The organism is Vibrio mytili, from assembly GCF_000830505.1.
Classification (GTDB): domain Bacteria; phylum Pseudomonadota; class Gammaproteobacteria; order Enterobacterales; family Vibrionaceae; genus Vibrio; species Vibrio mytili.
On record NZ_JXOK01000058.1, the window covers coordinates 1 to 14,257 of the forward strand.

The window sequence follows — 14,257 nt, forward strand, 5'->3', positions numbered from 1 at the left end:
TGAGATCGCTGGGGTTATGGTGAATAAACAACAGACTGGTGCTCGCTGTTTGGGATTACAGATTACGGAAACCACAGCAAACACCTCCGTAATCTAGAAGCGAAGCGCTCTGTATTCCAAAGAAGCAAGCACCGCATGCTGGGTTATCGACAAAACAGCCAGCGCTTGCCACCTAGGGCCTAGGATCTTTGGTTTCCCTAGGACCTTCTCAGTATTCCGTAAGCGAAGCGCTCTGTATTCCAAAAACAACAAACACAATACCCAACGTTTATCACTTCAGTTACAGCGCACTCCTCTAGGACCTAGGACCTTTCTTTTCCCTAGGACCTTTAGTTATCAATCACTCCCAAACAAATCTCGGGTGTAAACTTTATCCGCCACATCGGCCAGTTCTTCTACCATGCGGTTGGAGACAATTACATCAGCAGCCTGCTTAAACTCTTCAAAGTCTTTAATTACGCGAGAGTTATAGAAGTCGTCTTCTTTTAACACTGGTTCGTAAACCACAACTTCAACGCCTTTGGCTTTAATGCGTTTCATAATGCCTTGAATCGAAGAAGCTCGGAAGTTATCAGACCCCGCTTTCATGATTAAGCGATAAATACCAACCACTTTTGGTTGTCGCTTAAGAATCGACTCAGCAACAAAGTCTTTACGCGTACGGTTCGCTTCTACAATTGCGCCAATGATGTTGTTTGGCACTTCTTGATAGTTGGCCAACAGCTGCTTAGTGTCTTTTGGTAAGCAGTAACCGCCATAACCAAACGACGGGTTGTTGTAGTGGTTACCAATACGTGGGTCTAACCCTACCCCTTCAATGATTTGACGTGCGTCTAGGCCATGCGCTTCTGCGTAAGAATCTAGTTCATTAAAATACGCTACACGCATTGCAAGATAAGTATTAGAGAACAGCTTAACCGCTTCGGCTTCAGTCGAATCAGTAAATAGAACTTGAATGTCTTCTTTAACCGCCCCTTCAACCAATAAACTGGCAAATACCTCAGCACGTTCGCTGCGCTCACCGACAATGATCCGAGATGGGTACAAGTTATCGTAAAGGGCTTTACCTTCGCGCAAGAACTCAGGAGAAAAGATGATATTCTCACAACCGAGATCTTGTTTAATACGAGTGGTATAACCAACCGGTACCGTCGACTTAATCACCATAACCGCATCAGGATTAATTGCCATTACGTCTTTAATGACCGCTTCTACGGAAGAGGTATTAAAGTAGTTGGTTATCGGGTCATAATCGGTTGGTGTTGCGATCACCACATACTTCGCATCTTGATAAGCGAGGGTTTTATCGGTCGTCGCAACAAAGTTTAACTGTTTGTTTGCAAGAAAATTTTCTATCTCTGCATCCACAATCGGTGACTGCTTATTATTTAATAGCGCCACTTTCTCTGGAATAATGTCGACAGCCACTACCTCATGGTTTTGAGCTAGCAACATAGCATTGGACAAACCAACATAGCCCGTCCCAGCAACTGCAATTTTCATGGGTGATTCCTTGTATCATTTATCCCAAAGAGTACCAGAGAATGAAAATCAGCACTAGTTACAACAAAATGTAACCGATTTCGTCCAAGGTTTGATCAAATCTCTACTTTTTAAAATTGCCAACTTGATCTAAAATTGACCAATAATATTAAAGACAACCGTTGGCGACTTATGTTCCTTGAGCTTAGTTTTATCTTTTTTTCCTCTTTTACCACCCTATTCCTAATGCGAAAAATCGCAAAAAGAATCGGTCTAGTAGACAAACCTAACGCAAGAAAACTTCATGATGGTGCCGTCCCTTTAGTTGGTGGTATTTCGATCTGCTTGGTGGTTGCACAATACTTAACCTTTAGACCAGAGGCGCTTGAGCACAGTTGGTTATTCGTGCTGTCTATTGCTCTGCTGACATTAGTGGGCGCTGTTGATGATAAGATCGATCTGAGCTTTAAGGTAAGAATGGGTATTCAAGCAGCACTTTCTATCGTGATGATGAAAGTTGCAGGCATTGAACTTCACAGCTTAGGTAATATGTTTGGCTTCGGTGAGATTTCATTGGGGTGGAGTGGCAGCATTATTACCATCTTGGCGGTAATAGGCGCAATCAATGCATTTAACATGGTGGATGGAATAGATGGCTTATTAGGTGGGCTTTCTATTGTCACATTTGGCGCGTTAGCCTTCCTATTGCAAGTAGATAGCCAACATGGCGCAGCTTACCTATGCGTTGTATTCATTGTTGCAATGCTACCGTATATCTTTATGAACCTCGGGATTTTAGGCCGAGAACGAAAAGTCTTTATGGGTGATGCTGGCAGCATGATGATTGGCTTCACTGTGATTTGGCTTCTTTTAGGCGTAAGCAAACCGAGCACTCAGAACCGCTTATGAGACCAGTAACCGCTTTGTGGCTAATTGCAGTACCGTTAATGGATATGGCAGCGATCATGATTCGTCGCATTCGCCGTGGAGACTCGCCATTCAAACCAGACCGTGATCATCTACACCACTTATTCCAACGACTAGGGTTAGGCCCTAGGCAAACACTCGTAGCAATTTGTTTAATTGCTACAGCGTATGCCTCTTTTGGTATTTACGGCGAAGCAACAAATATCCCTGAAGTAACTATGTTTGCACTATTTATTGGATGTTTCGTCGTTTATGCAACCGTACTGAGCTATATTTGGCGTATTACCAGCTTTTTACGAACTAAGTTTAGTAGAAAAGGCAGCTCATCTGTGAACATTGCATGATTAAACGAAATAGCCGTTTGAGCCAGTAAAACGGCTATTTTATTTGGTTGCAGCCAAAGCTAAACGTTGGTTAATTATTTTATTTCAAACGGCACCTTCGCATATTCAGGGTTAAAGGGCCCCTCTTTAACCTCCAACATCAGCGCTGTTTCTGAAATACATTCAACGCTATGTATATCCCCGGGCTGGAACTCAACAACCTTACTTGATTGAGAATCACCAACAAAAACTTCAGAAGCTAAATGTCCATTAGCTTGGTATTGACACACTCGAATAACGCCATGAATCACGATGAACATTTCCCATTGATTGGGCAACTCATGGTAATGAGGCTCAACAAAACTTCCTTTTTGTAACGCGATAAACAATCGTTGCACTTTCTCATCATAACTAGCATGTAAATTTAAATGTGCTCTTTGTCGTGGAGAGCTTGCTGCTAATTCATAAAGTGAAATCAGTGATTTATCGCTATATACTTTCATGTTGCCCCTTTAGCTTCTCTAGGATCGTGTTTCCTGCGGATTGCACTGAAAATTCGAGCTCAAGAAGGGAAAAAGCGTTTCGTCCAATACTCTTTCTTAGCTCAATATCACTATAGAGCGCAACCGCATTTCTAAACAACACATCGTCTTCACCATTTACAGAGATCATTCCAGCATTGTTATCATTAACAATATTAGCCAAATCATTTCCTTGATTTACACTACCTAAAATAGGAATAGACTGGACCATATACCCAAGAAGTTTTCCAGGAAAATTATGTGCTGTATGTTGAATTGAGAGTGAAAACAAGCCGATATCGATATCAGCCAAGATATCTTTAAACTCAGCTTGACTGACAGAAGGCAAGTAAGTGAAATTATCAAGCTCCCACTTAACAGCTAATTCGTTAATAAGGTTAACTTCATCCCCTTGCCCAACAAACAAGAAATGCGCATCATCATATTGGCTCATTGATTTTACCAGTCGCATCAAATTTGGCATATCTTGAGCATGACCGATGTTACCACCATAGAAATAAATAACTTTATTTCCTAAATTAAGCTTTTTTCGAATGCTGCGGTTGTCAGAAGTTAAAGTATGAGGAGTTAACGCGGCCCAATTTCTAAGAACTTCAGTAGAAAAACTATTTTCTGTTAACTGTTCAAAAAGAGACTGATTCTTCTTCGACATCAAACCAATTGTGTCTGCCTGAGCATACGAGAGGCTTTCAAATGCACGAAAATACTTTTCAATTAGCGAGCCTTGTTTGATCATGCCTGCATCAATAACCCATTGGGGAAAAAGATCTCTAAGAACCAGATAGGAACGACACTGGCAACGTGATTTCAACTTACTAACTAATCGGCCAAAAAAAATTGACGGCGAGTAATACACAATCCCATCAAACGTATCAGGTTTAACTTCGTTAGCTATAGCTCTCCATGCCCGAAATGATAGCAACGTCTCATTAACAGCACGTTTAACTTTAGGTACATCTTTTATTGCGCCACTAGCAAAACTCCAAACGCTAACACCATCGATCGTGCACTTCACAAGTTTGTCACTCTGCTTATCGTTAGGAGTAATCACTGTTACTTCATGACCTAGGGATATATAATAGCACGCGAGTTCGTGATACATCTTTGCCCCAACACGAGTGCTATGAGGCAAATAATCGTCAATAATAAAAGCAAAATGCATTAATACTCTTTCCAAACTACGCGTTTTACATAATCCGTATAAGAATGAATAATACGCACGACTTTTTCTGACACATTTGGCATTGAATAGTCATAAACCTGACGTAATAAACGCTCATCATCACGCGCTTGTGACTCTAGTATAGCCAAAGCCTGCATAACTCGTTCCACCCCGAGACCAACCATCATTACTGAAGCCTCTTCCATCCCCTCAGGACGCTCATGAGCTTCACGTAGGTTTAATGCAGGGAAATTCATGATTGAAGATTCTTCATTGATAGTCCCACTATCAGAAAGTACAGCCTTAGCATTCTTTTGAAGATGGTTGTAGTCGTGGAACCCTAGCGGCTTTAACAGTTGGATATTTTGGTGGAACTCCAAACCTTGGGCTTCGATTCGGTTACGCGTTCTAGGATGAGTTGAAACAATAACTGGAAGATCATAATTCGAAGCTACCATATTTAATGTTTCAGCAAGTTTAGCTAACTGCTTAGGTGAATCGACATTCTCTTCGCGATGTGCACTCACAACAAAGAATTCACCTTTCACTAAACCAAGGCGCTCAACAACATCTGAACTGTCAATTTGAGGCATGTAGTGATTCAACACCTCAAACATTGGGCTACCCGTTTTTATCACGCGATCTGCAGGTAAACCTTCTGCTAACAAGTAATCACGAGCAATCGTACTATAAGTCAGATTAATATCTGCTGTGTGGTCAACTATACGACGGTTTGTCTCTTCAGGAACACGCTGGTCAAAACAACGGTTACCCGCTTCCATATGGAAAATTGGTACTTTACGACGTTTAGCAGGAATAGCCGAAATACAAGAGTTGGTATCACCGAGTACCAGCATTGCCTCTGGTTGAACTTCCTCTAATACCTGATCAACTTTAATAATTACCTGACCAATGGTTTCAGCCGCATTTTTGCCCGCTGCGTTCAGGAAGTAGTCAGGTTTACGTACACCAAGATCATTAAAGAACACCTCGTTGAGCTCAAAGTCGTAATTTTGTCCTGTGTGGACGAGAATATGCTCACAGTGCTCATCTAGTTTTGCAAGTACACGAGACAAACGGATGATTTCTGGGCGAGTTCCAACTACCGACATCACTTTCAATTTTTTCATTTTATTTCTCTTGTATAGCCAAAATTACAGAGGATAAGCAAAAGTATCTGGTGCTTCACGATCAAAGACTTCGTTCGCCCACAACATCACTATTATTTCTTCATCACCAATATTTGTGATGTCATGAGACCAACCAGGTACGGTCTCTACGATTTGAGGAGCGCAGCCTTCTGTTTCCAGTTCATAACGCTCACCTGTTCCGATGTGTTCAAACTTAAAGCGAGCTTTACCTTTTAATACAAGGAACTTTTCATTCTTGCTGTGGTGATAGTGCCCGCCTCGAGTTATCCCAGGATGTGCTGTGAAGAAAGAAAACTGGCCTGCCTGCTTCGTTTTTAGCATCTCGCTAAATACGCCACGTTCATCGCCATAACTAGGAATGGTATAGCTGAATTGTTCAGGTGACATGTAACTTAAGTAGGTTGAGTACAACGCCCGAACTAAACCCATCCCCACATCTTCAGTAACTAAGTTCTCACGGCTTTCTTTAAACGCTCGCAGTAAATCCGCAACCTCACCCACCGTGGTTGGATATTCCGGCGAAACTGCTTTAGCTCCACACGGTTCAGTACCGTCGAGTAAGGAAAGTAAGCTACGGCAAACGTCGTCTATGTAGACAAGCGTTACCGAGGCTTTAGGATCATTTATAGTAATATCTAGGTCATTGAGTATGTTGTAACAAAAGGTAGCCACAAAAGAATTGTAATTAGGGCGACACCACTTACCAAATACATTTGGGAAGCGAAAAATATAAAATGGCGCGCCACACTCTTGTCCATACTGCTCAACGCTATGCTCCGCAGCCCTTTTACTACATCCATATGCATTATCTTGAGTAACTTGTGTAGAAGAGCTCACAACAAGAGGCGTCTTTCGACCACTAGCTTTGAGCTGTTCAACCACAAAGTCAGTAAAATCAACATTGCCTTCTTGGAATTCCGCTTCCGTTTTTGGACGATTAATTCCCGCTAAATGGTAGACGAAATCTGCATTTACTAAAGCATCAGTTGTTTGCTCGCGCGACGTATCGCGGTCTATTTCGATAAGATCTTCATAACCATGCTCACGAAGCATGACACAAAGGTTTTTACCAATGAAACCCTTAGCTCCTGTTACAACAATCTTCATTTATACACCTTCCGGTACGACCAAACTGCCCGCTTCAATATCAGAGATAAAGTCTAGTTTGTGCAATAACTTAACCATACCATCGACATCAAGACGCTCAGTATTGTGTGAATTGTAATCCTCAACATTCGAAAGATCTTTTTCACCTTCTTCATTGTATTTTGAGTAGTTCAGATCACGGTTATCGGAAGGTATGCGATAGTAGTTACCTTGATCTTGTGCAACGAACATTTCTTCTCGGCTACAAAGGGCTTCATAGAGCTTTTCACCATGGCGAGTGCCGATAATATTAACTTGATGTTCAGGTTTAGCAGTGATCTTAAGCAAAGCCTTAACTAACACGTCGATAGTTGCAGCAGGTGCTTTTTGAACAAAGATGTCACCGTTAGTTCCATTTTCGAACGCATGTAACACTAAATCAACTGCATCATTAAGCGTCATCATAAAACGAGTCATATTAGGGTCGGTGATGGTTATAGGCTGTCCATTAATAACTTGACGTAGAAACAAAGGAATAACCGAACCGCGAGAAGCCATTACGTTCCCATAGCGAGTCGCTGAGATCACTGTTTTTTCTGGATCAACGTTGCGAGATTTAGCAACGATGACTTTCTCCATCATCGCTTTAGAGATACCCATCGCATTAATCGGATAAACCGCTTTATCTGTGCTTAAACACACTACGCGCTTCACTTCATTTTGGATCGCCGCTTCTAGCACGTTTTCAGTACCTAAAACGTTAGTCTTAACCGCTTCCATTGGGTGAAATTCACAAGACGGAACTTGCTTTAAAGCGGCTGCGTGATAGATATAATCTACACCTCGTGTTGCATTCAAAATGCTTTGATAATCGCGAACATCACCAATATAAAACTTTAGCTTATCATTATTATATTTTTTCCGCATATCATCTTGTTTTTTTTCATCACGAGAGAATATACGAATTTCTTTAATTTCTGTATCTAAAAAACGATCTAAAACAGCATTGCCAAAAGAACCTGTGCCACCAGTAATCAATAAGACCTTCTCGAAAAACATAATACCTACTCTATTTTATTTTATAAATTGTCATACACACTTAGCATTTTCTTTGCATTGTTATTAATATTATAAAATTTCTCAGTCATAGAAAAGGCTCCTTCACCTAGTTCTTGCAAAAATTCATGGTCATTCTTGAGTTTCAAAATCTTTTCCACTAAATCATTAATATCGTTTTGTTTGATCTGCAAACCTGTAACATCAGGAATAAATGTATCATATGTAGGGTTATCAACTGCTACAATACTAGGTACTCTATAATAAGCAGCTTCAAAGACGGGACGACCAACAGCATTAAGTCGCGAAGGAAAAGCTAGAACGCTCATTTTCTTATACTGCTCTTCTATATCAGTGCAGAATCCTGAAAAAACAATGTTATCCAAGTTGTTATCTGTGATTACTTTATCAATTTTTTCTGAAGTAAGCTCTCTAAACCCAAAATAATCCAGAGCTTTGGAACGTAAAGAAACATTATTATTTACTTTAGGACCAACGATTAAAAATACGATATCATCATGGCCTAATTCCTTCAATTTTACAGCAGCGCCAGCTAATTCATATATACCTTTACTCGGTAACATATTTCCAACAAAACCAACAATAAAATCATCGTCACTTTTCTCATCCGTAATTTTATTGTCATAAACACATAGACCATTATGTATAACAATACTTTTTGAACAAAAAAAATCCTTAATATCTTTGTGACAGTCCGAATCTATAGCCACAATAACGTCAACATTTTTATCGACTATTTTTTTTATCAACCAAAGACGAAAGACGCCTTTTTTATTTTCAAACAAACATCTAGAATGCAATACTATAGGAGCTTTAAATAAAAACTTTGATATTAAAACAGCAGGTAATAAAACCAAATCATTAACATGTATTGCAGTGAATTTTATTTTTCTCCACTTAAAAAAAGCTTTAGCAAACACAAATAAAGTGGGGAAAATAAATAAAATCTCCCTCAGCAAAATAAACCAACGCCTACCTGTGTAATGACCGAATCTAGTATGATCAAAACAACTGATACCGAATGTAGAACAAATTTTATTAGACACAGTAATAAACTGTTCAGATGCACTACCCTTTGTGCATATAAAATAGGGCTCCACTTCATGACTAGGAAAAGCTTTTATCATCTCAAGCAAACTTCTCGACGCCCCTCCGAAGACAGGGGAATGATGAATATACAATATATTTTTAGACATAAAATGAACCACTATAACAAAAGGGAAACATCTATCAATCCATTAACAAAATTTTGATTTAAAAAGTAAGCAAAAAAGACAACCATAATCAAAATCAAGGATATTCTTTTTTGAACTACAATACTCAAAATAAATGGCACCAAATACATCAGCATCAATGCCGATATATTCAACATTCGTATACTTAACGTAGGGAAAGATAGAAAAAAGAAAAAGCAGGACACACTTAAAACCATAATTTTAAAACATGTAAGGTTAAACGCATCAAACTTCACATCATAAAAAACGATTACCCACGCAAAAACTATGGAAAAAAAAATAACAATAACACTAAGAGAATTTAGTGGGTTAAAACTATTAAAATTTCCACTATTTAAATACGCATATAATTTGTAATAAAAATATTCTGGAAGAAAAGAAATATTACCCAATAAAATATTCAAGATAACATGTGAAAATGAGATGGATATAAAACTAAAAACCAACAAAATAAATAAATAAGAAACTCTAAATTTATCACTTCCTAAAATATAGAAAAAAATAAAAATCACAGCAGAAAAATGGAATAGTGATGCAAATGCTATTTTAATGAAAAATTTAAAGAAACGCCTATCTACTATATCAATAATTGACAAAATAAATATCGAACAAGCAATCGAAAACCTTATTTGAGTAAAAGTTAAAATAAAATATGAAATTAAAAAATAAGTTGCTAGACTGACATTAATATAGCAAGAACGGTCATATATTACTTTAACTAGAAAATATAAATTTAGTAATGCATAAAAAACAAACACACCTCTATATGCATATTCATCAAAAACCAACTTAAAAAAGTAGGATAAGAGCATAAACGTAGGTTCGATCGTCAACTCTGTCAAATTAGAATTATCGACTAGATATTTATATCCCAAAGAGTCCGCATCAACTCCTAATGGCCTAAATGCAGCTAGAAAAAATAAAATAAAAACAGAAGCAAAGAAAATCGATAAAGATAATCTTCTATTGTTTTTGTAAATTTCGCTATCGTAAGAACACATCATTTAAAAGATGCCTTAATTTATAATCAGACTTATAAAAAACCAGCTTAAACAACTTGAAAAAATTAAAAACCCATTCCAAACCAAAATTAGAGTTCACCAACTTCCTCAGCTTCATTGTCTCTATTTTTTCATGCAACTCTTTAAGATCTAGTTTATCAGTATCATATTGTATAGCCAATAAATAATTCTCATCAGACAGAGTTTCGTATAATGCTGTGTAATAACTTATAAAGTAATCATAATCAACAAGTTGTCTCATTTTAATTTTGCTAAAAATCAAACCAATCCTTCCTGAGACTAAATAAGAATTTGTTAAATTAGTACCAGTTACATTGCTATCGTGCCGTCTATAATCCGACAAAACTTCATTAACCAAATTCTTCATTCCAAGAAAATACGCCGCATCAGATATCCAATTATCATAAGCATAACTTTTAGTATTTCGAATACTTGTTTCACGAATAAATTTACCATTAGAACAAGTAGACATCCCCGTAACGTTATATTTCAACACATCTAAGTCTAATGTTTTTTTTAATCTATCAAATTTTTTAATATTACTTCTATTAAGTTCTGCATCACAATATAATAGATCATGAACTAGTAAAAATTTATTTCCCCTTAACATTTCACTAACCATAGAACTTATTTTATTCGGATACCAAACATCATCTTGATCTGACACAAAAACAAAATCACCTGAAGAGCACGAGATTGCATCATTAAAGTTTTTGTTACACCCTTTACCTATTTCATTTTTAATAAATACTACATTTCTGATTTTAGAACTAGCAATCCAGCTTGTTATTAATTCTCTAGTATTATCAGATGAGCAATCATCACTAATAATAATTTCATCAGGTAAAACATCTTGATTATCGATACTATTTAACTGCTCAGTTATATAACGAGCACCATTAAACGTCGCCATAACAACTGATATTCTTTTTTTCATTTTTATAGTTTCCATGAAAATATATTTTAGAGGAAATTCCCCTATCCTACGAAAAGATATTTATCTATAATTTACAAGTACTCAATTCCATATTTCTGAAACTCTGAATATAACTAATAAATGAGATACCCTATATCGAGGCGCTAAGTCTCTGCGAGTGCACTCTCTTTGTTCGAGACGGAAAAACTACAATAAATCTCCATTCATAAATAGCCTCACAAAACCTTTGAATATCATACGCTCAAGTTTCAGGATAAAAACTCGTTCTTAGCATAAAAAGTCTTTAATAGCTCGAGGCTAAATAGTTACTTGAAATTTAATCCCGAAAAACTAGAAAACAGTGTGAATACGATATTGGGGTCGACGAATTGGTGAAGAAAGCACGTAAAATATTGAGTCTGCACCATCTTGCCGTCTGAACAGTTGATTTCTCAGAACTATTTGATCACATGATAAGACATGCGCTACCCTTAACTTAATAATTTTTTATGAAAACCACAAGGGGAACTACTCAGGCCGTTACACGCATCCCGGTTTAGTTGTTGATTTATCAATATTTAATATATATAATTTCTCAAAATTTATTCTATGATGTATTTATAATTAATATTATTTTTAATTTAGATAACTTTTATAACTATCTATAAGTCATAAAAGTTATTATTTATTGTTATCTTTCATATATTAAGATATGGGTGCATAGGCAAACTAAAAACCTCTTGAGCTAACCTCTCAGCAACGATAAAATCTCCGTCCATATATTGTAAGTAAGAAAATGCTGTTTGCTGATGCATACAAGTACTATAGTAAATCATTGTAGGTACGCCTTGCTCTTTATACTTTGCCATTTCTGCATCTCGATTATCAGAAACCAATGTATATTGTGCCCAAGAACTAATATAGCCTTCTGGTACTTGAGGGAGCTTATATTTATCTGCCAACGTTTTTTCGTAATTTTTTGCAGCTTTATTACGATTAACAAGTTCAGTTGGGAACTCTGCTAGCTTTTCCAACAAAATAGCGGCTTGAATAGTATCCAACCGAGAATTCATTCCAATTCTGACATTGTCGTATTTATCAGTTCCTTTCCCATGAACTCTATATGACTTTATAAGTTCAGCATATTCATCATTATTAGTGAATATTGCGCCACCGTCACCATAACAACCTAGTGGCTTTGCAGGGAAAAAGCTTGTTGTAGCAATATCACCAAAACTTCCAGCTCTTTCACCATTGATACTACCACCAAAACCTTGAGCTGCATCTTCAACTAATTTTAAATTGTACTTGTCGGCAATTTTTTGTATTTCAGGGTAATTGGCCGGTAAACCAAATAAATCAACTGCAATAATTGCTTTTGGAATTAGCTTACCTTCCGAAATTGTTGCTTGAATGCGCTTTTCAAGATCGATAGGGCAGATATTAAATGTATCAGGATCTGAATCAACAAATACGGGTGTAGCTCCTTCGTAAGCAATAACTTCTGCCGTTGCAAAAAAGGTAAATGTCGGACAAAAAACGGCATCTCCTTCTTTTATGCCTAAAACCATCATCGCTAAAGTCAATGCATCTGTACCATTAGCGCATGTTATGGCGTGTTTTACCCCTACATATTCAGCTAGTTTTTCCTCTAACTCTTGTACTTCCGGTCCCATAATATATTGCCCATGCTCTAAGACTTTTTGTATACGAGAGTTAATTTTATCTTTTAAGTGAAGATACTGTGCTTCAAGATCTATAAATTGCATTTCTAATACTCAATTCTATTTTGATTCTTCGCGAATAAGAGTGTCATTTGTCAGCTTATAAACGTCATTTGTATGTGGACAAATTGCCTTTGCATTACCTGACAGAGGTAAATCTAACTTTTCCCCATATGAGCTCATCCAACCAATCTGTTTTGCTGGAACGCCAACGATTAATGCAAAAGGTTTGACATCTTTATTCACAAGCGTGCCAGCACCAATGAATGCAAATTCTCCAATCGTGATTCCACACACAACAGTACAATTGGCACCTAAAGTGGCACCTCTTTTTACTATGGTATCTAAGTACTGATCCTTGCGCTCTATAAGCGAGCGAGGATTATATACATTGGTAAAAACCATACTCGGGCCACAAAATACACCTTCTTCTAGGTGTACATTGTCATACACTGATACGTTGTTCTGGATCTTACATTTGTCACCGATAGTAACTTTGTTACCTACAAAAACGTTTTGTCCTAAAGAAACTCCTTCCCCAATTCTCGCACCACCACATACGTGTGCCCAGTGCCATACTCTTGAATCATTACCAATCACTGCACCTTCATCAATGATCGCCGTTTCGTGTTTCATATAATTCATTTTTGCAGGTTCCAAGATAATTAGACTAATTTAGACATTAATGGGTGATAGTGCTCTGTGTTAGCAACAACTTTTTGATCACGTATTTTCTCTACGGTCTCAATAGCTGTTCGGTTCTCTTCAAGCCCATAGCCATTTCCAGCTAAGATATTCTCATAGCTCTGAGTATGTAAGTCAGTGAAACCACCGGAAAACTCAAGCTCTTCATCACCAATCAAAATGCTACGATATGTTTTCTTCTCGCCTTGAACTGCGTTTTCAGGTAAGTTATTTGCATCAATAGATAAGAACCACTTCACACGTGCTCTCTCATATTCCAAATAACCAGCAACTGTTTGTTCATCTTTATAATGAACCTCATTAAACTTGATTTCACCGAAGATAAAATGAAGCATATCAAAGAAATGAACACCTACGTTGGTAGCAACCCCTCCAGATTTCTCATCAACCCCTTTCCAAGATTTTAAATACCACTTACCACGAGATGTCATATAAGTGAGTTCAACATCAAATATTTCATCTGAAGGGCTATTTTGAACTTTTTCACGTAATGCGATAATCGATGGATGTAAACGTAATTGAAGAATGCTGTTGACCTTTGCTCCATACTTTTCTTCATATACTTTTAAAGTATCAATCTCTGAAGAGCTGAGAACTAAAGGCTTCTCACAGATAACATCTATGCCGTTTTTTAATGCAAACTTCATCTGCGGTGCATGTAGGTAATTAGGAGAGCAAATAGAAATATAATCAAGCTTATTGCCTTTTAAAGCTTCATCCTCTACATATGCCGCAAAATCTTCAAACTCAGTGAAAAACTCAGACTCTGGGAAATGCATATCCATAATACCTACAGAGTCATTAATATCCATCGCAACAACCAAGTCATTTCCTGTGTCTTTGATGGCGTTCAAATGACGAGGAGCGATATAACCACCAGTTCCAATTAGAGCAAATTTTTTCAT

The 14,257-nt window shown here is 37.4% G+C and carries 12 protein-coding genes and 1 pseudogene; 1 reads left to right on the plus strand and 12 read right to left on the minus strand.

Annotated features, from left to right (window positions below; genetic code table 11):
- Window positions 1-336: 336 nt before the first annotated feature.
- Window positions 337-1,503 (minus strand): nucleotide sugar dehydrogenase, encoded by a 1,167-nt coding sequence (locus tag SU60_RS14785; RefSeq protein ID WP_041156190.1) that lies wholly within the window; start codon window positions 1,501-1,503, stop codon window positions 337-339.
- A 171-nt stretch (window positions 1,504-1,674) separates the two neighbouring features.
- On the opposite strand from SU60_RS14785, the pseudogene wecA reads away from it, so the two are divergent.
- Window positions 1,675-2,753 (plus strand): annotated as a pseudogene (gene wecA, locus SU60_RS14790) (UDP-N-acetylglucosamine--undecaprenyl-phosphate N-acetylglucosaminephosphotransferase).
- 74 nt (window positions 2,754-2,827) lie between these two features.
- On the opposite strand, the gene SU60_RS14795 reads toward wecA, so the two are convergent.
- The 11 genes from SU60_RS14795 to SU60_RS14845 form a co-directional block, all read right to left on the minus strand.
- Window positions 2,828-3,235: a WbuC family cupin fold metalloprotein gene (locus tag SU60_RS14795; protein WP_041156191.1), complete on the minus strand. Its 408-nt coding sequence runs from the start codon at window positions 3,233-3,235 to the stop codon at window positions 2,828-2,830.
- A complete protein-coding gene (locus tag SU60_RS14800) occupies window positions 3,222-4,436 on the minus strand; it encodes a glycosyltransferase family 4 protein (RefSeq protein WP_041156192.1) in 1,215 nt (404 codons plus the stop codon). The genes SU60_RS14795 and SU60_RS14800 overlap by 14 nt, the downstream gene beginning before the upstream one ends.
- A complete protein-coding gene (gene wecB, locus SU60_RS14805) occupies window positions 4,436-5,566 on the minus strand; it encodes a non-hydrolyzing UDP-N-acetylglucosamine 2-epimerase (RefSeq protein WP_041156193.1) in 1,131 nt (376 codons plus the stop codon). The genes SU60_RS14800 and wecB overlap by 1 nt, the downstream gene beginning before the upstream one ends.
- 24 nt (window positions 5,567-5,590) lie before the next feature.
- Entirely contained in the window at window positions 5,591-6,694 is a 1,104-nt protein-coding gene (gene wbjC, locus SU60_RS14810) for a UDP-2-acetamido-2,6-beta-L-arabino-hexul-4-ose reductase (RefSeq protein ID WP_041156194.1), read from the minus strand.
- Window positions 6,695-7,732, minus strand: coding sequence for a polysaccharide biosynthesis protein (locus tag SU60_RS14815; RefSeq protein ID WP_041156195.1), 1,038 nt, complete (start codon window positions 7,730-7,732; stop codon window positions 6,695-6,697).
- Between the two features lie 20 nt (window positions 7,733-7,752).
- Window positions 7,753-8,946, minus strand: a complete 1,194-nt coding sequence (locus tag SU60_RS14820) for a glycosyltransferase family 4 protein (protein ID WP_128814688.1) — start codon at window positions 8,944-8,946, stop codon at window positions 7,753-7,755.
- An 11-nt stretch (window positions 8,947-8,957) separates the two neighbouring features.
- Complete coding sequence (locus SU60_RS14825) at window positions 8,958-9,989, minus strand: EpsG family protein (RefSeq protein ID WP_041156197.1); 1,032 nt, start codon at window positions 9,987-9,989, stop codon at window positions 8,958-8,960.
- Complete coding sequence (locus tag SU60_RS21025; RefSeq protein WP_052481544.1) at window positions 9,970-10,944, minus strand: glycosyltransferase; 975 nt, start codon at window positions 10,942-10,944, stop codon at window positions 9,970-9,972. Before SU60_RS21025 ends, SU60_RS14825 begins: the two co-directional genes overlap by 20 nt.
- Window positions 10,945-11,621: 677 nt before the next feature.
- Window positions 11,622-12,692 (minus strand): DegT/DnrJ/EryC1/StrS family aminotransferase, encoded by a 1,071-nt coding sequence (locus tag SU60_RS14835; RefSeq protein ID WP_041156198.1) that lies wholly within the window; start codon window positions 12,690-12,692, stop codon window positions 11,622-11,624.
- A gap of 15 nt (window positions 12,693-12,707) precedes the next feature.
- Window positions 12,708-13,292, minus strand: a complete 585-nt coding sequence (locus tag SU60_RS14840) for an acyltransferase (RefSeq protein WP_041156199.1) — start codon at window positions 13,290-13,292, stop codon at window positions 12,708-12,710.
- Between the two features lie 20 nt (window positions 13,293-13,312).
- A complete protein-coding gene (locus SU60_RS14845; RefSeq protein ID WP_041156200.1) occupies window positions 13,313-14,257 on the minus strand; it encodes a Gfo/Idh/MocA family protein in 945 nt (314 codons plus the stop codon).

What these genes read in the sequence shown, in the direction of transcription:
- SU60_RS14785 (WP_041156190.1), bottom strand. Translation starts at nt 1,503, where the DNA reads ATGAAAATTGCAGTTGCTGGGACGGGCTATGTTGGTTTGTCCAATGCT.
- SU60_RS14795 (WP_041156191.1), bottom strand. Translation starts at nt 3,235, where the DNA reads ATGAAAGTATATAGCGATAAATCACTGATTTCACTTTATGAATTAGCA.
- SU60_RS14800 (WP_041156192.1), bottom strand. Translation starts at nt 4,436, where the DNA reads ATGCATTTTGCTTTTATTATTGACGATTATTTGCCTCATAGCACTCGT.
- wecB (WP_041156193.1), bottom strand. Translation starts at nt 5,566, where the DNA reads ATGAAAAAATTGAAAGTGATGTCGGTAGTTGGAACTCGCCCAGAAATC.
- wbjC (WP_041156194.1), bottom strand. Translation starts at nt 6,694, where the DNA reads ATGAAGATTGTTGTAACAGGAGCTAAGGGTTTCATTGGTAAAAACCTT.
- SU60_RS14815 (WP_041156195.1), bottom strand. Translation starts at nt 7,732, where the DNA reads ATGTTTTTCGAGAAGGTCTTATTGATTACTGGTGGCACAGGTTCTTTT.
- SU60_RS14820 (WP_128814688.1), bottom strand. Translation starts at nt 8,946, where the DNA reads ATGTCTAAAAATATATTGTATATTCATCATTCCCCTGTCTTCGGAGGG.
- SU60_RS14825 (WP_041156197.1), bottom strand. Translation starts at nt 9,989, where the DNA reads ATGATGTGTTCTTACGATAGCGAAATTTACAAAAACAATAGAAGATTA.
- SU60_RS21025 (WP_052481544.1), bottom strand. Translation starts at nt 10,944, where the DNA reads ATGAAAAAAAGAATATCAGTTGTTATGGCGACGTTTAATGGTGCTCGT.
- SU60_RS14835 (WP_041156198.1), bottom strand. Translation starts at nt 12,692, where the DNA reads ATGCAATTTATAGATCTTGAAGCACAGTATCTTCACTTAAAAGATAAA.
- SU60_RS14840 (WP_041156199.1), bottom strand. Translation starts at nt 13,292, where the DNA reads ATGAATTATATGAAACACGAAACGGCGATCATTGATGAAGGTGCAGTG.
- SU60_RS14845 (WP_041156200.1), bottom strand. Translation starts at nt 14,257, where the DNA reads ATGAAAAAATTTGCTCTAATTGGAACTGGTGGTTATATCGCTCCTCGT.